Below are 22,706 nucleotides of genomic sequence, written 5' to 3'. Positions count from 1 at the left end.
TACCTCCAATCATTCAAAGATTTTCAAATTCAGACTCGATATCGTCATATTGAGAGTTGCGTAACAACATCTCGCGTCGTTCTGGCGGCATACTTGTAGACTTTGGTTGACCTTGGAGCAATGCTTGAGGGGAGTTTGCCGCATATTTCTTTGCATAAGCCATGTATTTTCGTAGGGTTCCTGACGCAATACTCACGCCTAGCTTTTTCTCAAAGATCAAAGCGAGTTCATCATAGGTCTGGCCCCGTTCCTGAGCATGTTTAAGAATGAGGTAATGTTTGACCACAATGTCTCGCAGTGTTGATCTCTGTTGTCGCCGAGGCTTAGCCTCCAGAGATTCAAGTTCTTTCAGAAAAGCGGATTCTCTCTCTGCATCGTCTCCAATTCCAATGTTGGGACGAATTGACATAGTTGAGCCTCTCTATTTAGATTGTCGTTGCCGTTTCTTAGTGGATTGATTGCTCTCCAATTTGAAGAGAAAAGCCTCAATAGCACGCTGATGTGCTTGTGGATCGCCTCGGTGAATAGCCCAGTCAACAATCAGTTCTAAGTTGTAGCGCACCAACTTTGGACCAAGATAGAAATAGTGAATGCCTTCGATCCAGAATTGTTTACGGTAATTCTTTAATGTCGAATTACTCACCGAGATGGCAGCAATAATGCCTTGCTTCGCAACAAGCGTTGCAGGTAGGTTTGCAGCATCGATTGATTGAACAAGAGCGGCAACATGGGAGCGATCAATTGATTCATTTTCAGTTTGTGCTGTTCTAGCTTGCATAATGATTCAAACGCTAGTAGATGGATATGGCATCTGCACCCTACGTAGCTTATGTACACTCATTTCTCAGGCTTTCTGCTAGGCAGACGTGGTTTACAAACACCAGGAAGGGAGGTTATGGGTGTACACTTATCTGCAACTAATCTCAGTTCACTACTCAGGCTTTGCTCTGAGAAGTAAATCACCTCAATGCGCTTGTTTAGCTCTTGTTTAAGCTTCCTGAGCGGGTACGCATAGTCCGAGTCACTGCTTACAACCACAAGTGTCTTGACGAAAGGCGCGTAGAGACTTGCATCTGAGATCAGCCATGTATCAATATCCTTCCTGGTTCCGGAATTATCTGATCGAGGCTGAACAACTCGTGGGCTAACCTGATAGCCAATTCGTCGCAAACTCTCCACCTTCTCCTGTTGATCTGGACGAATCACTAAATAGGCAAAGACCCCCAATAGTTTATCTCCATCTCTAGTAAGTTGGTGGTAAAGTTGCACATCGTCAATCCAGATTCCTTCATGTTGTGCCCTTGTATAGATGTGCGTTAAATCAACGAGTACGGCGCGATCGTGGTATCTAGGCTTAGCACTTCTAGGTTGCACATCTAGTGAATGAGTAGGAGGAAGAGATATCTCTGGACACCTTTCCATCTTCAGTTCACATGTAAGCGATACATCAAGCCCCAAAATTGATACATTCAAAGCAATCTGCCCGATCTGAGCATGACTAGTAAACAAGTTTGTGTTTCTCCTCAGCGAACGTTACTGGTTTTGTTGCGGCTATGTGAGTCTCATGACTGTGAATTCAGCAGTTCTTTTTGCCTCTTTCAGCAATCGCTTTTTGATTTGCTCGATAATTCAGAATTGCACATCCACAATGGTTTGTCTGGGAGAATAGGGGCTTTAAGGATGGGACTTTAAGCGTTGAACCATGAATTCGCTAGAATCATCTCTAGAAAAGCTTTGTAGCAATCGATCAACATCATTCTTTGACTGAAATATCTCATAAATTTAAATTCGTGCTCCTTGCTTAAAGTCCCCGCGACTTTAAGCACAGCGAATGTGGTGAGATGTCTATAACCGAAACTTTTTTATGAAACTATCCGGATCGTCAAACCAATTCTCTGTATATAGGGAAAATATGCATCCCCTACATGTTGATCCATGAACCTTGATGAGCCAAAACGTAACCGTGATAGCTTTTTCATAACTGACGAGGCGAGAAAACTCCTTGAAGAGCAGAGGGAAAAGTTAGCCACACAGGAGGAAATAAATCATGTGTCCTTTGAATACCTCCAAAACTTGATTGCAGAAAGTAATGGAGGCGTAGATAAAAACAGGACAGTTATCTCAAATATATTTGGACAGAAAAAACGTGCTGAAAGGCATTCAATTCAACTACTTTTCTCTGCATTAAATCTAGAACTCAAAGAAGAATACCTTACTCGAACTCCTCCACAGAGATACTCCGATTCAAGCCCTGAAACTGGCTTTTTTGTTAGAGAGAAACCTCATGACATCGACGCATATTCCAGTCAAGAATCTCCACTGGACACTTTAGTTTCCGCAAAACTATCCACCACCACAAAACAAAAAAGCTTCAATAATTGGCTTATTGAAGACCGCATTACTCCGTGGATAACCGCTTCAAATGGTCTTCAATATCGTGTCTTTCGTCTCCGTGAAAAGTACCTTAATCGTATTGATAGAGGAAAATGTTATGACATCAGGTATCTCAGTACTGATGAACAGAAGGCACTTCAATCAAAACTTTCCCGACATAAGAAGGTGGTTGATCTGCTTACCGAGCGACAAGTCAAGGGTATTCCCGTAAACCGCACTGCCCTCCTCGATAATCCAGAGGAACCTTATGAGTGGTGGGTTATTGATCAATGGATTGAAGGGGACACCGTAGAAACATTGGTGAAGAACAAACAATTCTCTCGGACAGATATCCTTCCCTTTGCTCGTTGTCTTTTAACTACACTGCATGAGCTTCATACCGCAGGTATTATTCTGCGAGACCTCCATACACGATCAATAGTTATCAGAACCGATAAGCAACCATTTGTCCTCGACTTCGAGCTAGCAAAGATCATTACTGGAAAATCATCGGTGGCCAATCGAGGACTAATAGCTAATCCCTTCCGAGCGCCAGAGCTTGTAGAGGGGGATGAGAACCCGACCGTGGAAGCCGATCTCTACAGTTGGGCAATGATCCTCGTTGCGATCGCCACCGAAAACCTGCAACCCCAAAGAGCCGATCTCCCTCACTGTATCAATGTGCTCCCTAAAAAGCTCTACCAGCAGGTAGCGGCTTGTCTAAGTATTCTTCCTGACGAAAGACCTCACTCAGCGAAGGAAATATCAAAAGCTCTATCTTTTTGGCGTTTAGGAGGAACCAGGGGTAGGACATGACGTATTCATCTAGCGGCAAGAGTAGTCCAGGTGAAGGGTTGATAGCTCGTGAGCATACCCCTTGGATCGGGGTTCACGCCATGACTGAATTTATGTTCTGCCCACGAGCTGGTCTCATCGCGTATGAGTTAGGACAGGAGGACGATGGAACCAGGGGTAGGACATGACGTATTCATCTAGCGGCAAGAGTAGTCCAGGTGAAGGGTTGATAGCTCGTGAGCATACCCCTTGGATCGGGGTTCACGCCATGACTGAATTTATGTTCTGCCCACGAGCTGGTCTCATCGCGTATGAGTTAGGACAGGAGGACGATGACGAGTATTACGAAGAGCAGCGAACGAACCTCCAGTACTTACCCTGTTACAACTCCAGTGAAATAGCAACAAGACTAAACTGGTCTATAAATGAACTGCGAATTCGCGTAGCAAAGAGAGACGAATCACTACTTCAGCAACAGCAACTACGAAAGACAAGATTAATTGTAACTTCAGTCATAGCTTTTGTCGCAACAGTTGTTATTTACTTCTTAGGCTTCAATTCATGGTTACACCTTCTAATTGCTGGTATCGCCTATCTTTTTGCTCTTTTTCGTATCCCTAAAGTGTATTATTCGGATTCAAATATATCTTCTTTAGAATCAGATATAAAAATTCTACAAGCAAGACGAGCTGCCGCGTTGAGGGCAAGGCCAAAAGAACCTAATGAGTTAACTGATAATGAATCTGTAAATTGGTGGGATCTACTCGCTGCTGGGTTTGAATCAGTTTCTTATCAAGAGCCGCTCCGAGACCGCAAATATCGAGTAGCAGGAAGACCGTGGCGTGTCCTTAAGAAAGGGTCTTTACGTATACCTGTATGGAGACGGAGAGATGAGAATGCGTCAACGCGGAAGCTGAAAGGACAGCACTATGCTCGTATGGCTGCATACTGCCATCTCCTTGAAAAGGTCGAAGGTGGACGTAGCCCCTACGGTATTATTCTGCTTGGGCGAGAAGTGTATGAAGGAATTACTGTCTCCAATCGTGAAGGATCAGGATCGCGTGCTGCATTTCACAAAGGTTTAAAGGAAGCTCGGCACATTGTATCCTCAGCCAAAGGTGGACAAACCCCCTCTCCCCCCCAAATCAACGAAATTGTCTAAACTGTCCAAAAGGAAAGCCTTTTGCCTATCGAGAGGGCGAGAGTAATGCAAGAACCGGAAGGCTAAACTCTCCAGTGAATTTCCATATTAGTGGTCTTGATCGCCGCCCCTATCACAGCGAATGTGGCGATCGCTTCAAATGGTTGCCCCCTCATGAAAAAGCATCAGACAAGTATCTCCAATAACTTCCTCCACGCACAATTCTTTAGATCCATGTCCCGATACAGCAATTACACGGGGAGATATGTACTGTGAATGAATGGGGTAGGAAATATCTTAAAAAACTTGATGAGCCAGAAGAAGTCCGCTGGCACGGAAAAAGCTATGACGTCACCCATACTCTAACTCTTGGGAAGAAGACCTATTACATCGTTAAAGACCTTTCAAGGAAACGTGAACAGTATATGGCGTTCGATCGATGGAGTAAAAACAGAGGCGAGATGTGGTGCATCTTAGGTATTGATGGCAAAAACCTAGATACCAGAAACAGGAATCGACCGCCAGGACTCATTGAGAAACTGAAACGCTTGTCGGGAAACGATGGCAGGCTTCCCGTTATTTATAGCTACTACCGGATAGGCAATGAACGAGTTTACCTCGTTACCTCATGGACTGACGGTGAAGACTTAGGACGCTATTTAAAACGTGTCCAAAACGGCCATCGCTGTGAACGTGAGGGAAATAAATGTATTCAGAGAAAGCTGATATGCGCTGAGAAGCGTGAAACAGGGATAAAATGTGAACCTCGACCGACTGCCTATGAAGTTTGTCTGTTAATGATCAGTCTTGCCCATGGACTACGACAACTTCATCGACTAAATATAGTTCATGGTGATCTTGATCCAAGCAATCTGATTCTTCAACGTAACCCCAACCGACTCGTGATGATCGATTTTGGAAGTGCGTGGCTTGTAGAACACACTATGAATCGAGATCCTGGAGATGGGACTCATCCCAAGTACCGAGCACCAGAACTACTATCGAGAAAGTCCGAACAAGGCTTTGCTGATGATCGCAGTGATCAGTTTAGTTTTGGTGTCATTTGGTACGAACTTTTAACGCTCACGTATCCTTATGGAGGATATGGGGGATACTTCGATAACTTAACCGAAAAAGACATCGAAGGTATGGAGAAAAGGTTCCAACCTCCAAGTCATGCAGCCAGCATTCTTAACATTGACAAGAACCGACTTCCAGTTAATGCGTGGCACCTGATAGACAGAATAGTTAAACGTTGCGTAGCTATCGATCCTGAAAAGCGTTATCAACGAGAACGTGACCTCCTTGATGACGTGGATGAGCTTCGTCATATGATACGACCAAGAAGGTTAGAGGATGAGGAGTAATCGAAGCGTCAGATTAAGTTTTGATTATTACAGATAATCAGATATGAAATCGGGGGTGCTACCTCTCTTGCTCCAGCCTTCGTTCTTCAAGCTTAATTGCCAGTTCATTTGCTTTTTCCCAGCTCATTTGCCGTGCAAGCTTCAGGGATGCTTCCACCTCTTTATCCAGAGAATAGGTAAACACTCTCGTCTCAGACTTTGCTCGCGATACCTGTACCAGGGCTGCATCCCGTCCTTTGCCCTGGGTAAGGACATAGGAATGCCTCACCTCCATATTCCTGGCATCAGTCGTCGTTACGGCATACCCTAGCTCAATCCCGGAATAATGCCGTACATTAATCGCTTTCATTTTTCCGGTATCTAGTCGCACCAGCGCAACCTTAGTAATCGGGTCAATATGGTTCACGGTTCCCATACCGTTCTTCATCACGCCATAGGTGCGGGATGTTTCCTGGAACCTAATCCGCTCTCCTCGCCGGATATGTTCCGCACCCACCCGCACGGCAGAGTTTCCGAGATACCCTGCCTCAACTAACCTGGCTTGAGCCAAACGGTTAAGAGTCTGAACATCCTCCTGAGTCTCAGCAATGATGAGGTGGTCGTGAGGTCGCTTCATCCCCCGCTCTGACCATGCAGTAATCACAGCCAACATTGCAGCCTCTTTAGTCTCAGCGATGGAGAGCAGCCCTCGGTCAGCCAATAACTCCAGTGCTGTTTTCGCCTGACCTTCCCCTACTTTCTGCACCACCTGTTGTGCCCACGGCTCTTCCTGGCGGTGAATCCTTTTAAGTTCTACGGTCCCTACGTTCTGGGCGATCGCCTTTAGTGCCCCGCTATGCTCATACGCCTGGGGTTGCTGTAAGTCTCCAGAAAGCACCAGCTTGGCACCTGCCCTTTGTGTCTCATCAACTAACTGCTTCATATGAGAAACACCGATCGCTTGAGCATTATCGACGACTACCACGGTCTTTGTAGACAGAGGCGACTCAACAACGGAACGGCTACCGTAGCGGCGCTGACTCTCTGCTGCCCTCTCGATATCCCACAACAACTTCGAGAGCGTCACACTTTGCTGTTTCTCCCCCACAAAAACCTTGGAAAGAAAACTCTGCTGTCCGATACCAGTTTGCTCTGTAAGCCGCTGGGCTTGTCTACCTGATAAGGAAACTCCTACCACTTCATACCCCTGGCTTTTCCAGATTTGATAGGCAGCAGCCAAGGTATGAGTTTTTCCTGTTCCAGAAAGCCCACAAAGCACCTTAATTCGCCCTCTAGCCGTAATCGCGTCAAGTGCCTGCGTCTGCTCATGGGTTAGACGATGATTTTCTGCTGTCGATCGCACATAACGAGTCGAAACCCGAAACGTAGTATCTCGCTCCAACTTTCGCACCTGAGCAAGCATCTGCTTTTCCAAGTTATAGAGCCGTTTGTTAGCCCACCGTTCATCCCGATCAATCAGACCCAACGCCACTACTTGTCGAGAGGCAAGATACTTATCGGTGAGTCTCAGCACATCGTAGCTATTCAATCCTCTGGTTTGAGCCGCTTCAGCAATAGCCCGCACTATATCGCGTCGGGTAAAGTGGCTCTGATGACGCACAACGGCGGTTGCAGCTTCCCTCAGTGTTCGCCACTCCTGCCACTTCTGCCGGACTGTTGTTCGTTCTCGTGGAGCATGGAGAAGTTTAAGTGCCTGTTTCTGACCAAATCCATACTGCTCACTGGTCTCTTGCCACTGAGCAAATAGTTCACTTCGAGCAATAGCTATTTCCTTTCGTTGCCTGGTTGCATAGGCAATTTTCTGGGCTTCGATCGCATCCTGCGGATTTGCTGCCTCAATCTGACGACGACGTGAGGAGAAATGATTCATCAGTTCCTGATAGACTCCTTCTTCACGGGAGAAGCCTTTTAGCTCAAACCAGCTCTTCTCACGTTGGAGAGAAATCCCTAAGCTCTGTTGCAATTGTGCTGCAAACTCTGCCCGGTACACGGCTCCCGCTGCCATCTTGTGACGGTAAAGTGCTTTGGCATAAGGGTATAGGCTTTCGATCCTCCCACTGGCTTTTTCATAAACCATCGGTAAGGCGATCGCATGGGTATGCAACAGCGGATCAGGAATGGAATTTGTCCCTTCCCTGCTACTCCCCTGCTGAAAAGAGGCAATAATGAGGCTTTTGTCGCCGCCAAATGCTTCCTGCTCAAGATACGCAATCGCTTTTGCAATCGCCTGAGCATGGGCCTGCTCAATGATTAGTCTTGTCACTACGTCTGCCACCATCCAGAGCAGGCTTACACTTTTGGGGGCAGAAAAGGTCAGTCCCAGCCTGGTACTCGTCGTATTTCCTTAGCAGGATGAATGAGTGTCTTCTCACCTATCGAGAAGTCTTGAGTCAGACTAAGGAAGTCAGAACGTTTAACTCGACCAGCAAGCCCAAGAAAAACGGCACCTGCTGTCTCAAGCCATCGACCTGGTGGCTCGCCCTTCGTCGTCGGATCAAACTCATCCTGTTTTTGTGCTGTATCAATGTAGTAGCGGGGAGATTTAACTCTCGCAATTGCAAGCATAAATCAATCCTTTTTCAACAACTCAAATTCTATTGTATCTGCTAAGATAAAACCGTTAGTGTAATGCTTTTTCTTCTGATTTCCCCTTAGGAAATCATCTCTCGAAACGTTTCCCGTCAAGCATTACCGGGATAAGAAAACGGAACGTTTCTCGCTCTTTTTTCTGGTATTTATTAGCGGAAATATTGCCAGGAATTATTTCCGAGATAGTCTGTGGAAATCCTCTAAAGTACGCAGCATCTCCTCGTCATCCCTAAACAGTTCTCTGATAAAAAGCAGTACTGTTTTTCCGCAAAAAATCACAAGAAACGTGCCGAAACCTTTTCCTAGAAAAAGCACTGAATTCTTGTGCAGAAGTATGCCTCTACCAAATTGCTAACTAAAGCAACCGGAATATATCGCGAAATTCGTCGCGCCATATTCTGGCAACAAGAACACACTCCAAAACTGGAATGTGTTTTTGGAAAACATTAACGTAAAAAATAAGGAGAAAAGATGGAAAACATCTACGAACGACTATTGCCTGTATGTAGCTTCGCTATCGGTGTGTACTTCCCTTCCATAGTGAATGGAGCAGCGGACTGGTTAGAGCGGTTGCGTCCAGGAAAGAAGTTGCAAGCAGTGCATGAGACCCTCAATGTCATTGCAACTCATATGGAGAAATTGCCCAGCTCTAGCTCCCTGACCGATCTCACGGGTCAGGTCGAGAAACTCGAACGAGTTATCTCTGAACGGTTCAGTGCTAGGCAGCTACGCCAAAAAACAAAAGCCACACCGAAGCACGTTACTAAGCACGTCAACGGTGCAGATCTTGAGTAGGTTTCTGAACTGATACTTCAGTAACCCCAAAAACTAGGGATTCAGCCAATTGGTTGAATCCCCCTTTTCATTGGAATAAAAATATGAATAACACAACTCAAATCCTTGCTCAACAAGATAAGCATTATAAAAGAAAACCCCTCAGTTCCGAGGTCTTGGAAGCTATCCAAAGCCTTCAAATCTGCCTTCATGAGGATAGAGCCGAGTATGCATGGTTAAATCCAAGAGAGCGCCAGCACTATATTGGGAAAGCCATCAAGGTGCTTATGTCATTAAGCTTTGATGATTTCCTAGAGCACATGAGGCGTGGATGGCTCTTGAGTGATCTATGCCATTCTGGATGGATAACACGATATCATCGGTTCTCACTTCTCTTCCCTCATTTCCTACTCTCCGACGGAACAAAAGCGGTAGCTGATCATGGAGGTCTTCAATGGTTATTTGAGAAGATCGCTGTGCTCCAAAACTACCCAACCGTCAAGTATCATCCGAAACGGAACGAGCATCAAGTATGGCGACTGAAAGGAAGCTCTGGCAATCCGTCCGTTCTTACTTGTGAGTATGAAAACAACAAAGTTATTTATGAGGAAAGTATGGGCTTTACTAACTGCCCTCATGACTTCCTAGAAATATGGGTGCAATCAACCTGTTTCGCAGAAACACCAGAAGCAACAGCCCACATTGCACTCTTACCTGTAGAGATCTAAGGAATTATCATCCTTAGCGCACCTAGCACTCTGGTAGCCAGAAAAGAGGTCTGCCAGATCCACAAACAATAAGGTGCTGCACCGTAGTTAACGATGCAGCCAAGAAATCGAGTTGCTGAACTGGTACTTCAGCAACTCATCAACATGCGGGGATTTAACCAATTGGTTAAATCCCCATTTTTATGGAAATCGATATGAAAAATGACATAACTCAAGACTGTGATCAAGTTAATACTGACATCTCAACAACCAGGTCATGGGTAGAGGCGAACAGGAAAAGGCAAGGGATCCTCAGGTTCTCCAGCCTTTCGTCCTACACAGAGGAAACGGTTATGGAAGATGTAACGCAGTTGACTCTCGCAGATATCGAACCTGTAGAAGTCGCTTATGAGGTTAAAGTCCTAGAGGTTGCGCGGCAGATGGCGCGTATTTTCTGGAAACATCAAAAACTACCAAACAACCAAGCCAAAATTCTGATGCAAAAGGAGTTTGGTGGTTCAGATGCGGAAGGAAAATGGCAGTGGAAGGATGCTTACGAAGCCCAGGAAGTTTCGCTGGTGTTCATGTTGCCGTATTACATCGAGCACCTGAGGAATCTCCCAGCTATGACTGTACTTCAGCAGTTTGCTCGTTTGGAGAGTTTAGGTCTCACACATACTCGTCGTAGTGAAGAGGCGATCGCAATGCAGCAGTTTTCAACACCGCTGCAATTAGCATATGTTGCCTCGCACTGTGCGCGAATTCGTGCAGAAGACCTCGTGTTAGAACCATCAGCCGGGACTGGCATTCTGGCTCGGTTCTGCTCATTACGGGGAGCTGAAGTCGTTCTCAATGAATTAAGCGATCGCAGACGACAGCTTCTTAAGCTCTTGTTTCCTAAAAGTCCAATCTACCCGTTTAATGCGGAACAGATTCATGACTTTCTACCTGAGACAATCCGCCCGTCGGTTGTACTGATGAACCCTCCCTTTTCGGCTTCCCCGAAACAGGACAGGCGGAATCCTCAGGCTACAGGGAAACATGTGCGCTCAGCGTTCCTTCGACTCACGCCAGGGGGACGTATGGTACTGATTACCGGACATTGGTTTTCTCCTACTTCCTCATTCTGGCAATCAGCTTTTGCTGGACTGGAAGATCAGGTGTGTGTGCGAGCAACAGTCGTGCTGTCGGGTGAGGTCTATGCCAAACATGGCACTTCGATCGAAACTCGATTGACGATCATTGATAAGCAAGCACCTGAGGGAGAACCTGTCACCCTGGACATCGGCACGGAATGGATAATTCTGCCCGTGAATCAGCAGCCAACCAAAGTGCGATCGCTAGAGATAGCTAAGGTTGCTTACTTGCTGAAGTCGCTTCCCCCACGAAGTGAAGTTCAGCCAGTGAATGAGGTCTCTGCCCCAGAGGTGATTTCTGTCCCAGAACTCGACATCTGTCTGAAACGAAGCACTCGCCCAATTGAGGAGTCTGCGTCGGTTACGGAAGTACTGCCTGAGCCGGAACCACCACTCTCGGAGTCCCCTGCGGCAACCCCTATCTCAATCTGGGATGAGGTCACTGAACTCCAGTACACCCTCATTAAGGTGACTGAGAAGAAATCCTTGGAAGCGACGCTCTATGAGGTTTATCATCCTCAACGCATTGCGATTCAAGGGGCAAAACCTCATCCAACGACATTGTGTGAGTCCGTTGCTCTGGCATCAGTGCGTCCACCTGCACCAACCTACCGTCCTCGGCTACCTAAACAGGTAATTGAGGGGCTGTTATCAGAGGCGCAACTGGAAAGTGTAGTTTATGCGGGTGAGGCTCATACGCAATTTTTGAGTGGAGCCTACAAGGTTGATAAATCGTTTGACTCGGTTGAAGTTTGTAGCAGCGACGATCCCGATGCGGTGCGATTCCGCAGAGGATGGTTTCTGGGAGACGGTACGGGGTCAGGCAAAGGTCGCCAAGTTGCTGGTGTTATTTTGGACAACTGGATGCAGGGGCGAACCAAAGCACTGTGGGTGTCAAAGTCAGACAAACTGATCGAAGACGCTCGGCGGGATTGGTCTGCTTTAGGAGGTGATGAAGCCCAGGTTTACTCGCTGTCACAGTTCAATTTAGGAACCGACATTTCTCTCGCTCAAGGCATTCTGTTCACAACCTACGCTACGCTGCGCGGCACCAGTCGGCAGGGTAAAAAGTCACGGCTAGAGCAAATCATTGATTGGCTTGGGTCTGATTTTGAGGGGGTGATCGCTTTTGATGAAGCTCACGCGATGGGTAATGCGATCGCAGAGTTAGGGGGTCGTGGACTCAAGCAAGCTTCCCAACAAGGCTTAGCGGGTCTGCGCTTACAACATGCACTACCAGGGGCACGGGTACTTTATGTCTCTGCCACGGGTGCAACGAAAGTGAGCAATCTGGCCTATGCATCACGGTTGGGACTCTGGCAAACAGGGGATTTTCCCTTTGCGAGCCGATCAGAGTTTATCTCCGCGATCGAGTCTGGTGGTGTTGCTGCAATGGAAGTGGTTTGTCGGGATCTGAAAGCCTTAGGGCTTTACTTTGCTCGGAACATCAGCTTTGAAGGGGTGGAGTATGAAGCTTTAGACATTCCGCTGACCGCTGAGCAGATTGCTATCTACGATGCCTACGCGGATGCGTTTATCGTCATCCACAATCATCTAGAGCAAGCCCTCCAAATCTGCAACATTGTCGGTCGTGATGGTAGCACGCGCAATCGAGCTGCAAAGATGGCTGCGAAATCTGCGTTTGAATCACACAAGCAACGGTTTTTCAATCATCTGATCACATCGATCAAATGCCCCATCCTGATTCGAGCGATTGAATCGGATCTGGCAGCAGGTATGGCAGTGGTCATCCAGGTTGTCTCCACGAACGAAGAGCTGATGAAGCGACGTTTAGCAGAGATCCCGACAGAGGAATGGAAGGATCTGAACATCGACATCACTCCCCGCGAGAACGTCATGAGCTATCTGGTTCATGCCTTTCCGGTACATCTCTATGAGGAGTACACCACGGAGGAAGGACAGGTTTTGTCTCGTCCGGTTGTTGATGCTGATGGGAATCCGGTTTTGTCTCGTGAAGCGGTAGCCCAGCGAGATGCACTCATTGAACGCTTAGCAAGCCTGCCTCCTTTACCAGGAGCATTGGATCAGTTGATTCATCACTTTGGTCATGATCGTGTGGCAGAAGTGACAGGGCGATCGCAACGCATTCTTTGTGAGCGAGAAACTGGACGGCTCTTTGTGAGTAATCGCCCAGGCTCAGCCAACTTGGATGAAGCCCTCGCTTTCATGGGTGACGAAAAACAGGTGCTCATCTTCAGCGATGCGGGTGGCACAGGACGTTCGTATCATGCAGATCTGAACTGCCGCAATACAAGGCGACGGGTGCATTACTTGCTGGAAGCAGGTTGGAGAGCAGATAACGCGATTCAAGGGTTAGGCCGGAGTCACCGGACGAACCAGGCGATCGCTCCCATCTTTCGACCTGTTGTTACGGATGTGCGCGGAGAGCGGCGGTTTATCTCAACCATTGCTCGACGGCTTGATGCACTAGGGGCACTCACACGAGGTCAACGACAAACCGGAGGTCAAGGACTCTTTGATCCGAAGGATAACTTGGAATCGATCTATGCAGCAGCAGCCCTCCATCACCTCTTTACGCTCCTTTATTCGGGGCAGGTGAAGTGCTGTTCATTGGCTCACTTTGAAGCCTCAACCGGGCTAGCCCTGAAGACTGATGAAGGCCAATTGAGGGAGAATCTGCCAAACTGCAAAATCGCACAAAGTTCGGCAGGTGATTCTCACTGAACTTCGGCGGGTGATTCTCACAAACCTCGGCACCCCATTCCCAACGAACTTCGGCAGGTAATTCTCACAAACTTCGGCACCCCCTTTACACTCGCTGTCAACGACAAGCGGAGGTAGCGGGGATATGAAACGGAAGCAACAAGGAGGATTACTGCCTGTGGCAAAATTTCGAGAGATCTTGCGACTTCACGATCTGGGCTATAGCCAGTGCCAGATCGCCCAAAGCTGTGCGGTGGCACGCTCAACCGTGCAAGATTACATTCGTCGCGCCACTGCCAAGAACCTGAGTTATACCGAGTTGACCCAGTTGAGTGACAGTGAGGCGCAAGCGGCGCTGGGCAAAGGAAGACAGAACCCCGAACAGCGGGCGGAACCGATTGACTTTAGTGCGGTAGATGCCCAATTACAGCATAAAGGCGTGACGCTAGCTCTGCTGTGGCAGGAGGGACTGGACAAAGGACAATGGAACTGTAGCTACGCCACTTTTTGCCGCTGGTACAACCAGTGGCGGGTGCGGCACCAGTTGTCGATGCGGCAGGTGTACAAGGGAGGTGACAAGCTATTTGTGGACTACTGCGGGCTGACGGTGCCCATGCAGGACAAGGAAACCGGACAAGTGATGGCAGCCCAAATCTTTGTCGCCTGTTTGGGAGCGAGCAACTACACCTACGCCGAAGCTACACCTACGCAGGAATTACCGCACTGGATTGGGTCGCACCAGCGGGCACTAGCGTTTTTCGGTGGTGTGCCGCAGTGCATTGTGCCGGATAACCTCAAGTCCGGGGTCACCGACCCTTGTCGGTATGAACCGGGCATTAATCCGAGTTACCAGGAGTTCGCCGAGCACTATGGGGTCGCCATTATTCCGGCTCGACCGTACAAACCGCGTGACAAAGCCAAGGTCGAAAAGGCAGTGCAGGAGGTAGAACGACAAGTGCTGGCACCGTTGCGGCACGAGCAATTCAGCACACTGAGCGACCTTAATGCTGCTATTGCCCAGAGGCTGAAGGCGTTAAATGAGCGGACGATGCCCGGTTATGGGGTGTCGCGACGGGTATTGTTTGAGCAAGTAGACCAACCTGCCCTCTCTCCTTTACCGGTTCAACCCTTCACGTTTGCCCACTGGAAGACAGCGAAGGTCAACCTGGACTATCACATTGAGGTCGAAAAGCACTATTACTCCGTCCCCTATTGGTTTGTGCAGCACGAAGTGCGAGTCAAGGTGTCTGAGCAAATGGTCGAAATCTTTCACGATGGCAAGCGGATTGCTGCCCACGAACGCTGCCGCCTGCCCCATCGCCACACGACGCTACCCGACCATATGCCGCCTGAACATTGGGCCTACAAACGCCAGTCGAAAGAACGCTTTTTAGCCTGGGCGCAACAGGTCGGACGCCACACGACAAGCCAGGTGGAGGCAATGTTTGAACGCAAAGACCATGAAGAGCAGGCGTTTCGTACCGTGCGAGGTTTGCAGTCTCTAGCAACGCAGTATGGCACGGCGCGGCTGGAAGCGGCTTGTCATCGGGCGAATGTGTTTGGCATTGTCAGTTTGCGTCGCATCCGCTCCATGCTGCAAACCCAGTTGGACAAAGAACCCTTGGCGGATGACAATCCAGTCGTTCCGGTTGTTGAACATGCAAACGTCCGGGGTGCTCAGTACTATTCCTAACTATTTCTCATTGGATCAATTCTCATGATGAATCCGTCTACGATTGAACAACTCAAAGCCTTGCGCCTGGTCGGGATGCTCGAAGCCTGGAGTGAGCAACAGACCAGCAGCACTTATCACGATCTCAGTTTCGATGAACGACTAGCACTGTTGGTGGAACGTGAGCACTGGCGACGTGCCCAGCAACGGTTGCAACGCCGCATCAAGCAAGCTCAACTGACGACCACTGCCAGTTTGAATGACATTGACTTTAACGTCGCTCGTGGCTTGAGCAAGGTGAAGTTTCTGGAGTTGGCACAGGGACAATGGTTACACCAACACCTTCAATTGATCCTTGTCGGACCCACAGGTGTGGGCAAAACCTTCCTGGCTTCGGTGTTGGCAGACGCCTTCTGTCAGCAGGGACACAGTGTGCGCTACTTCAGAACCGCAGACCTCTTGTTGGAATTAAAACTTGCCAAAGCAGATGGATCATTGCCTAAGTGGAAACGACAATTAGCCACCTTCAACCTGCTCATCCTCGATGACTGGTTGCGCGATCCTCTCTCCCAGGAACAGGCACGCGATCTACTCGATCTGTTGGACGAACGCTATCGCAAAGCGGCTTGTTTGTTTGCGACCCAACTCCCCGTTTCTCAGTGGCATCAACAAATCCAAGACCCCACCCTGGCTGATGCTATGCTCGACCGCATTGTTCACGATGCGCTGAGACTGTCTCTCAAAGGAGAGTCGATGCGAAAGTTAACCAGTTCGGTTCAACCCGATACGGCTGAATATGCCATCGCCTAATTCAGCCAGAGAGGGATCATGTTATCGTTTGGAGCAAAGGTGATCTCACATGCGATCTGATCTACAACAAATTGACCGGCCGAAGCAGACGAAATTAACCCTGCCGAAGTTGGGTGAGAATCCAGTGCCGAAGTCACTGAGTTGACCCTGCCGAAGTGATGAGAATATGCACAAACATTCAGCAGTTTCTCAATCGGCTACTGGCACTACCCATTCAGCTTCAGAATGACTTGTTCGAGGTGTTTGAGCTGTTGCTTGAAACCAGGATTGAGGCCGCGATCGCATCTGGAACATTTGAGCTTGGGGTAGAAACCCTCAGAGCTGAGAAGTTCGAGGTCTTAAACCGTAACGTGGTCTATACCCACGCATCCGGTGCAGAGACCATCTGTGTCGAGGTTGAAGAAACTCAGACAACAGAGGTTCTGTCTGCGTCAGCAGCATTGCAGCTCTTCATGGAGCATCAAGGGCGGTTGGTTTTCAACACTCGGTCAGTCCGTGCAGCGGTGGCTATTCCTACCTCATCAACTGTTGATGAAGCTGGAGCAGTCGTCCCACGGATGGCATTGGTGCGACCAACTGGAAGAAGCAAGATCACCCAAGCAGAGCTAACCCATAGCTCGTGGCAATCGGTTCCTCAGGAAGAATGGCAACATTTCTGGGAAAAGGAGGTGGCAGAAGCCCCTACTTTCTCAACAAAGCGGTTCTTCCTCATCTGCGGATTGCTCCTGCCGATCTGGAATTCCTTGGATTCGGAGAACCTACGGGTATTTCGTCTCCAAACAGATACAGGAGAACAACTCCTTGGACGAGTGATTGAGCCAGAGAAGATGCAGCACATTGCAGCTTCGTTAGGGCTACATCAAGTCGATCTCTCTGCTTCTGAAATCTTCCACGTTGTGATGTCCCAACGGCAAAGCTTTCCTCTTCCTGGAGGGCTGTCACTGCGGTCATCAACGGTGATGAGTGAACTTCGCCTGGAGTTAACAGGAACGGTCTCTGATGCATTCTGCGATCAGCTCAAAGCAGCAGGGTGTTTCACAGAGATCATCTCATGGCGACGCAGGGTGTTTATTCCGTCTAACGAAAGAATGGGAACAGAGGTGATCGAAAAAGTGCTGACGCTCTTGCGCTAGCTCATTTTAGAAGGTTAAGGGTTTAGGTTAACGACCTCCCTTAGCCTTTTCCCGTTTGCCTCATATGACCGAAACGGCACTGAGATGAACTGAACACTCTTAACAAACAACCCAGAGTACCTCGTTGGGTGCTCTGGCTTTTATGAGAGATCAATTATGAACAAAATTAATACAACTTACTTTGAGGGGCAAATAGATATAGTGCCTCGTGAATCCTTGCAACCCTATGATGGAGAAAAGCAATTCTGGATAGTGGTAACCAGTCCAACCGTAGCTCTCGCTGAAGTTGCTACAAAACTCATGATGGGCGATGACCAACAGCTTCAGGACTGGGTAACCCAAAGACAGGTTCAGATCCATGCGTCACTTGGGCAGATTGCAGGCGATCGCTTTCGAGCAATTTGGTTTGAGGATGCCTATGTGATTCAGCCTTGTTGATTTCATCATTAACAGAACATCAGCCCCTGAATGGGGTTGTTAGTTCCGTTTTATTAATAAATTTAACGATGAGCTTTTCACCAATAGGTTGAAAGCTCATTTTTTTGTGGAGTCATTATGTGATTCTCTTGTGTGCTTTTTAGGTTGCTGATACGTTTCCTGTGGTTGTTATTTATGGTTTACGGGACATACCCGTGAGCTGTCTTTTTTCCTTGCGGGTGTGTCCCTGCTTTTCTTCCAACTGTCAGTCTGTCCCATCCCTAGCGATGGTTAAAGAGAAGTCTTATCTATCTTTGAAGTGCCTAAAGCTATAAGGCTTCAGTTGGTAGAAGGGCAAAATAATCTTTTCAATTTGCGAAGTACGTATTGAAAACTGATCTGGCGATTTCAGGACTGCTTGAACTTGCTTTCTGAACATCCCTCCAAAAGTTTTTTATCACTCGCACTAACATTGGGGCTATGGCTGAGATAATCGTGAAGCCAATTACAAGCTTGAGTCATAAGGGCATCAAGACCTAAATCAAAGTCCAACCTCCAAAGCTTGATAGTTTTATCATTACTCGCGGAAGCCAGAATTGTTCCATCGGGGCTGAACGCTAAAGAATTGATATAGCTGGTATGCCCTTTCAGAGTATGGATAGGAGCGCCATCTCTACCATTCCATATCATTATGGTATCACCAGCCGTAGAAGCCAGAATTTTCCCGTCGGGGCTGTAAGCTAAGGTTTTGACTGGATCAATGTGCCCTTCCAACCTAGAGATCAAGGTGCCGTTTGCCACGTTCCATAGTTGAATCTTGTCACTACTTGCAGAAGCCAGAATTTTCCCATCGGGGCTAAATACAATAGCATTGACACTTCCAATATGTTCTTCCAAATTGAATGTGAGACTGTTATCCAATGCATTCCAAATTTTAACAGTATTTTTACTTGCAGATGCACAGATTTTCCCATCAGGACTGAATGCGAAAGCACTGACCCAACCTTTATGCCCTTCTAAATTGGTTAAAAGAGTACAATTTTCTTCGATATTCCAGAGTTGAACAGTTCCAAGCTGACTAGCAAAAGCAAGGATTTTGCTGTTGGGGCTGAAGCTCAAGGCACTGGGGGCATAACGGCATTCTAAGCTAGAAATCAAGCTACCATTTGTGACGTTCCAAAGTTTTATTGTTTTATCCTCACTGGCGGAAGCAAGAACATTACAGTCAGTACTAAAGATGACATCAATAACTCTTGTGGTATGGCCTTCTAAGTTAAAGATAAGGCTACCATCTACAGAATTCCATAGCTTAACTATGTCATCACAGCCAGCAGAAGCAACAATCCTACCGTCAGGACTGTATACCACAACCTCGACATAATCCCTATCTTCCAAATTGTAAATAATGCTGTTGTCTATCAGCTTCCAAAACTTGATAGTCTTGTCCCAACTAGCAGAAGCAAGAGTCTTGCCATCAGAGCTAAAGGCAATACTACTCACACTTTCACTATGTCCTTCTAAGCTAGAGTGGACTGAATTATCATCTGCAATACTCCAAAGTCTGACGGTTCTATCATTACTGGCAGAAGCAAGGGTTCTACCATCAGGGCTAAAGACAACATCAGTGGCACTTTCAATATGCCCCCTTAAACTAGAGATTAGAGTTCCATCTGTTACACTCCAAATCCTAACTGTTGCGTCATCACTAGAAGTCGCAATAGTCTTACCATCAGGACTGTAGACCATGGAATTGACTTTACCATCATGGTTTAAATTGGCGATGAGACTACCATCTGTTGTATTCCAAAGCTTTATCGTAGGCTCTTCGCTGGTTGAAGCGATGGTTTTGCCGTCGAAGCTGAAGACCACTCTTTTCAAACCCCTGCTATGACCTTCCAGGTTGGCAATAAGACTACCATCTACATTCCAAAGTTTGACTACATCCCGACTTGCGGAAGCGAGAACTTTGCCATCAGGACTGAAGATTAACCCCCTCACTTCCTCACTATGACCTTCCAGGTTGGCAATAAGACTACCATCTATGTTCCAAAGTTTTATTATATTCCGACTTACAGAGGCGAGGATTTTACCAATAGAACTGAAGACTACCCCGTTTACACCCCGATCGTGACCTTCTAGATTAACGATAATGCTACCATTTGTAGCATCCCAAAGTTTGACCGTTTTGTCCTCACCAGCAGAAGCAAGGATGTTACCATCAGGACTCAAATCTAAAGCGTTGATACTCTTGCTATGATCTTCCAGTTTCATCACAAGATAACCGTTGATTTGGTTCCAAAAATTGACCTTATCACCATTCCAGGAAGCAAAGGTTTTACTATCGAAACTGAAAGCCATTAGAGGATTGCCTTTGCCATCGCCTTTTAGGCTAGAATTCATGCTGCCACTCGTGCGATCCATTTGGGCGATGAGGCTACCATCCATTGTGTTCCAAAGCTTAGTTTCATTCCCACTGCTAAAAGCAAGAATTTTACCATTGGGGCTGAGGGTTAAATCAGCAGAACCTTTACTATTAACCTCTAAACCGGAGCTATGACTATCATTCATTGTGTGCCATAACAGCAGTGTATTGCCCTGAATAACACAAAGGGTTTTACCATCAGGACTGTAGGCTAGAGCCTTTACAGGATCGCTACTTACTTCTAAACGATTTTTTTCCTGAATTCGTGTGTAGAGCGTTTGTTGGAGCTTAGAAATTACTTTTTGGCTGTTTTGAGGCTTAACTTCTGGTCTAGCTCGCAAGATCTGCTGTAAGCGTTTTCCTGCTTGTGTGATGCTAAGTAATGATTCTAACTGCTGATACTGCTTCCATTGCACCTCAGCTAGAAGACAAAGTGACTCCAAAACTTGCTGTTCTTTCTCTGTTTCCTCTGCTATCCAAGTTTTCCAGCTAACTTTGACAAAGGTTTGGACAACCTCGTTTAAATATCCTAATTGCTGATATTTTTTTACGCACTCTAAAGCAACATCAAGACGAGCACCAACTAGCAGATATTTGGGTTTTTGGTCATTGATTTGCCAGGTGCTGGCATCAGATCGAAGTTGCCGAATGATAGGTAAGTCTTGACGATGCTTGTTAAGCCAATATCGTAGCTGTTGCCAATGGCGAATTGTAGCTTCATGAGCCAACTCGATAACAACCGCATTCGGGTCATTTTCCGTAGGAACTTCATCAGTAACAACTAGACGAGCTTCTACCAGTTTCCCTAACACCTCATCTAACATTGCTTCGGGGTGTACTTCACTGCTTAGCTCCCGCTTCAACACCTGCCGTCGAGTATCTTCTGTCTCTTCACCAGGCTGCACCAATTCCAGAAAAATGCGCTGAACCAATCCTTGCTTAACCGTTGACTCTGCAAAGGATTCATAGACAGCATTCGCCTGTCTCTCTAGTGCGCCTGCTACTCCGCCAATTCGGTCATAACCCTCGAATGTGAGTTGATTGCCAACATCAGCATCGCTTGATGTGTAGCGAGTATGCCAATCTCGCCATAGCTCCGTTAGCGCATATTCCAGTAAAGGTAGACTTCCAGGAGCTTCTTTAATATGCTCCTTGAGACGCTCTTGTAAATATGGAGCGATCTGTAAGCCCACTGTCGCAGCAGGTTTATTAATCACCTCATCTAGCTCAGAATCTGCCAGTGGGGTGATATCTACCCGACAATCCTTAATTCGTCCGGCTAAATTGCCGTAAGACTGTTCTAGACATTTGCCCAAAAAATCAGCTCGCAAGGTAATAACTAAGCGTAATTGACCTGACAGAGTATCGACTGCTCCAAATAGGCAATCCAGAAAATCTTTTCGTTCCTGCTCTTTCTCCTGGCTACCCCGACAGAGAGTAAAAATCTCTTCAAACTGGTCTACCACTAAAACGACAGGCTCTTCATAGTCCTCGTTTATCAGGTCTACCAATGCCTCTGCGCCTCGTGTTTTGAGGTCATATAGAGAACCACTCAACAGAGCTTCTCCTTTCTTCTTAGTTCGTAGTATTTCTGGGATAAATACCCCTGCTAAGTTCCTCAACGGGCTTTCCCCTGGTCGGATAATCGGTAGAATGTGCCAAGTTTCGGTGCCAGAACGTCTTTTGCCCTGCTGAAGTTCACTGAGTAAACCTGCTCTGACTACGGAGGATTTGCCGCTTCCAGATGGCCCTAACACGGCTAAAAAGTTGTGCTCATAAATTTGAGCTAAAAGCTCATCTGTCAGTGCTGTGCGCCCAAAAAATACCTCAACATCTTCTGGCGTGAAGTCAAAAGCGTTCAATGCACGGTAGGGACAAACATCCACCTGCAACTCATTTAACCCTTCCAACGAGGTGCTGCCTGCTGTGATGCAGGTCAGATCGATCGGTTCTCCCACATTGAGGAATAGAGAGCGTTGCGGATAGGTCTTCCGTATGTTTCTAAGGTACTGATTTAAGAAAGCGCATAGGGACAGCGTATCAATCCATTGCCCTGGAACCCTCTCAGGATTTAGCCCTTGCAACAGACCATCCGTCAGAACACCGTAGGAACCACTCGTTAGCTCATAGGCTGATTCAATTTCTTGAGACGCAGCTACAAAACAGCGACTATATCCTGATTGCTCACCTGGATTGGCATCCTTAACAGCGATTAGTCCTCCACTGTGGCAGCAGTCTAACCAGATAATTTGGCGTTTTACTGGACTGTTTCGTAGTAAGGCAGAGAAGTCGGTCAGAGCATAGCCCCATTTATTATCGTCTGGATTTGTATCACTCGTTGCTAAATAGCTCTTGCCCGTGAGGTCATCATAAAGACCATGCCCAGAGAAATAGAATAAGACTGTATCACTATAAGTTTCACCCCTGGGATTGAAATATCGAACTAAAGCTTCTTGCAGTTGCCGAAGTGTGACCTGGCTGGTCTTGCCTGTTTTTAGCCCATCATTTGCCTTGTCTTTAATCCCTGGCAACCGTTCAACCCGGAAAGGGGAAAAGCTGGATTCTAGCTGCTGGGCGATCGCTTCAGCATCTCTAGCGGGGGCTTCTAAATTTTTTAGACCCTGATAGCTGTAAGTACTAATGCCTACAGCTAATGCACTTCGCCCCATACTTACGCCGCCTCAG

16 protein-coding genes are annotated in these 22,706 nt (G+C 47.3%); 10 read left to right on the top strand and 6 right to left on the bottom strand.

Translation table 11 applies throughout. The features are described from left to right. Positions 1 to 13: 13 nt before the first annotated feature. The 3 genes from ACN4EK_RS08570 to ACN4EK_RS08560 are packed head-to-tail and all read right to left on the bottom strand — an operon-like array spanning position 14 to position 1,509. Positions 14 to 409 (bottom strand): hypothetical protein, encoded by a 396-nt coding sequence (locus ACN4EK_RS08570; protein WP_431657422.1) that lies wholly within the window; start codon positions 407 to 409, stop codon positions 14 to 16. A gap of 12 nt (positions 410 to 421) precedes the next feature. Further along, entirely contained in the window at positions 422 to 778 is a 357-nt protein-coding gene (xisR, locus tag ACN4EK_RS08565) for an excisionase family protein (RefSeq protein WP_143780470.1), read from the bottom strand. Positions 779 to 837: 59 nt separating this feature from the next. After that, the gene (locus ACN4EK_RS08560) at positions 838 to 1,509 is read right to left on the bottom strand and encodes an NYN domain-containing protein (RefSeq protein ID WP_431657421.1); all 672 of its coding nucleotides are present in this window, start codon (positions 1,507 to 1,509) and stop codon (positions 838 to 840) included. 426 nt (positions 1,510 to 1,935) lie between these two features. Here ACN4EK_RS08560 and ACN4EK_RS08555 point away from each other — a divergent pair, with 426 nt between their 5' ends. The 3 genes from ACN4EK_RS08555 to ACN4EK_RS08545 all read left to right on the top strand — a co-directional run bounded on the left by ACN4EK_RS08555 (position 1,936) and on the right by ACN4EK_RS08545 (position 5,676). Further along, positions 1,936 to 3,189 (top strand): protein kinase domain-containing protein, encoded by a 1,254-nt coding sequence (locus tag ACN4EK_RS08555; protein WP_431657420.1) that lies wholly within the window; start codon positions 1,936 to 1,938, stop codon positions 3,187 to 3,189. A gap of 163 nt (positions 3,190 to 3,352) precedes the next feature. Next, entirely contained in the window at positions 3,353 to 4,330 is a 978-nt protein-coding gene (locus ACN4EK_RS08550) for a hypothetical protein (RefSeq protein WP_431657419.1), read from the top strand. Positions 4,331 to 4,581: 251 nt separating this feature from the next. Continuing rightward, positions 4,582 to 5,676 carry a serine/threonine protein kinase gene (locus tag ACN4EK_RS08545; protein ID WP_075600981.1) on the top strand — a complete coding sequence of 365 codons (1,095 nt, stop codon included), beginning with the start codon at positions 4,582 to 4,584 and terminating at the stop codon, positions 5,674 to 5,676. Positions 5,677 to 5,734: 58 nt separating this feature from the next. Here the strand turns inward: ACN4EK_RS08545 and ACN4EK_RS08540 are convergent, their stop codons facing one another. Together ACN4EK_RS08540 and ACN4EK_RS08535 are read right to left on the bottom strand one after the other, a co-directional pair. Continuing rightward, on the bottom strand, positions 5,735 to 7,939 hold the full coding sequence (locus ACN4EK_RS08540; protein WP_431657418.1) for an AAA family ATPase: 2,205 nt from the start codon (positions 7,937 to 7,939) through the stop codon (positions 5,735 to 5,737). A 50-nt stretch (positions 7,940 to 7,989) separates the two neighbouring features. After that, positions 7,990 to 8,241, bottom strand: coding sequence for a hypothetical protein (locus tag ACN4EK_RS08535; RefSeq protein WP_075600979.1), 252 nt, complete (start codon positions 8,239 to 8,241; stop codon positions 7,990 to 7,992). A gap of 495 nt (positions 8,242 to 8,736) precedes the next feature. On the opposite strand from ACN4EK_RS08535, the gene ACN4EK_RS08530 reads away from it, so the two are divergent. The 7 genes from ACN4EK_RS08530 (at position 8,737) to ACN4EK_RS08500 (ending at position 17,620) form a co-directional block, all read left to right on the top strand. Continuing rightward, on the top strand, positions 8,737 to 9,060 hold the full coding sequence (locus tag ACN4EK_RS08530) for a hypothetical protein (protein ID WP_431657417.1): 324 nt from the start codon (positions 8,737 to 8,739) through the stop codon (positions 9,058 to 9,060). 83 nt (positions 9,061 to 9,143) lie between these two features. Continuing rightward, positions 9,144 to 9,767, top strand: a complete 624-nt coding sequence (locus tag ACN4EK_RS08525; RefSeq protein WP_431657416.1) for a DUF6876 family protein — start codon at positions 9,144 to 9,146, stop codon at positions 9,765 to 9,767. Positions 9,768 to 10,099: 332 nt separating this feature from the next. Beyond that, the gene (locus ACN4EK_RS08520) at positions 10,100 to 13,588 is read left to right on the top strand and encodes a strawberry notch-like NTP hydrolase domain-containing protein (protein WP_431657415.1); all 3,489 of its coding nucleotides are present in this window, start codon (positions 10,100 to 10,102) and stop codon (positions 13,586 to 13,588) included. Between the two features lie 124 nt (positions 13,589 to 13,712). After that, positions 13,713 to 15,260 carry an IS21 family transposase gene (istA, locus tag ACN4EK_RS08515; protein WP_431656492.1) on the top strand — a complete coding sequence of 516 codons (1,548 nt, stop codon included), beginning with the start codon at positions 13,713 to 13,715 and terminating at the stop codon, positions 15,258 to 15,260. 24 nt (positions 15,261 to 15,284) lie between these two features. Continuing rightward, complete coding sequence (gene istB / locus ACN4EK_RS08510) at positions 15,285 to 16,049, top strand: IS21-like element helper ATPase IstB (protein ID WP_431656493.1); 765 nt, start codon at positions 15,285 to 15,287, stop codon at positions 16,047 to 16,049. 158 nt (positions 16,050 to 16,207) lie between these two features. Further along, on the top strand, positions 16,208 to 17,182 hold the full coding sequence (locus ACN4EK_RS08505; RefSeq protein ID WP_431657414.1) for a strawberry notch C-terminal domain-containing protein: 975 nt from the start codon (positions 16,208 to 16,210) through the stop codon (positions 17,180 to 17,182). 156 nt (positions 17,183 to 17,338) lie between these two features. Continuing rightward, positions 17,339 to 17,620 carry a hypothetical protein gene (locus tag ACN4EK_RS08500; RefSeq protein ID WP_075600975.1) on the top strand — a complete coding sequence of 94 codons (282 nt, stop codon included), beginning with the start codon at positions 17,339 to 17,341 and terminating at the stop codon, positions 17,618 to 17,620. Between the two features lie 387 nt (positions 17,621 to 18,007). Here ACN4EK_RS08500 and ACN4EK_RS08495 read toward each other — a convergent pair whose 3' ends face one another. Continuing rightward, positions 18,008 to 22,690 (bottom strand): nSTAND1 domain-containing NTPase, encoded by a 4,683-nt coding sequence (locus tag ACN4EK_RS08495; protein ID WP_431657413.1) that lies wholly within the window; start codon positions 22,688 to 22,690, stop codon positions 18,008 to 18,010. Positions 22,691 to 22,706: the final 16 nt, after the last annotated feature.

Origin of the sequence: Pantanalinema rosaneae CENA516, assembly GCF_050753385.1 — a bacterium.
GTDB lineage: Bacteria > Cyanobacteriota > Cyanobacteriia > Leptolyngbyales > Leptolyngbyaceae > Pantanalinema > Pantanalinema rosaneae.
This window is presented reverse-complemented; position numbering and strand designations above follow the sequence as displayed.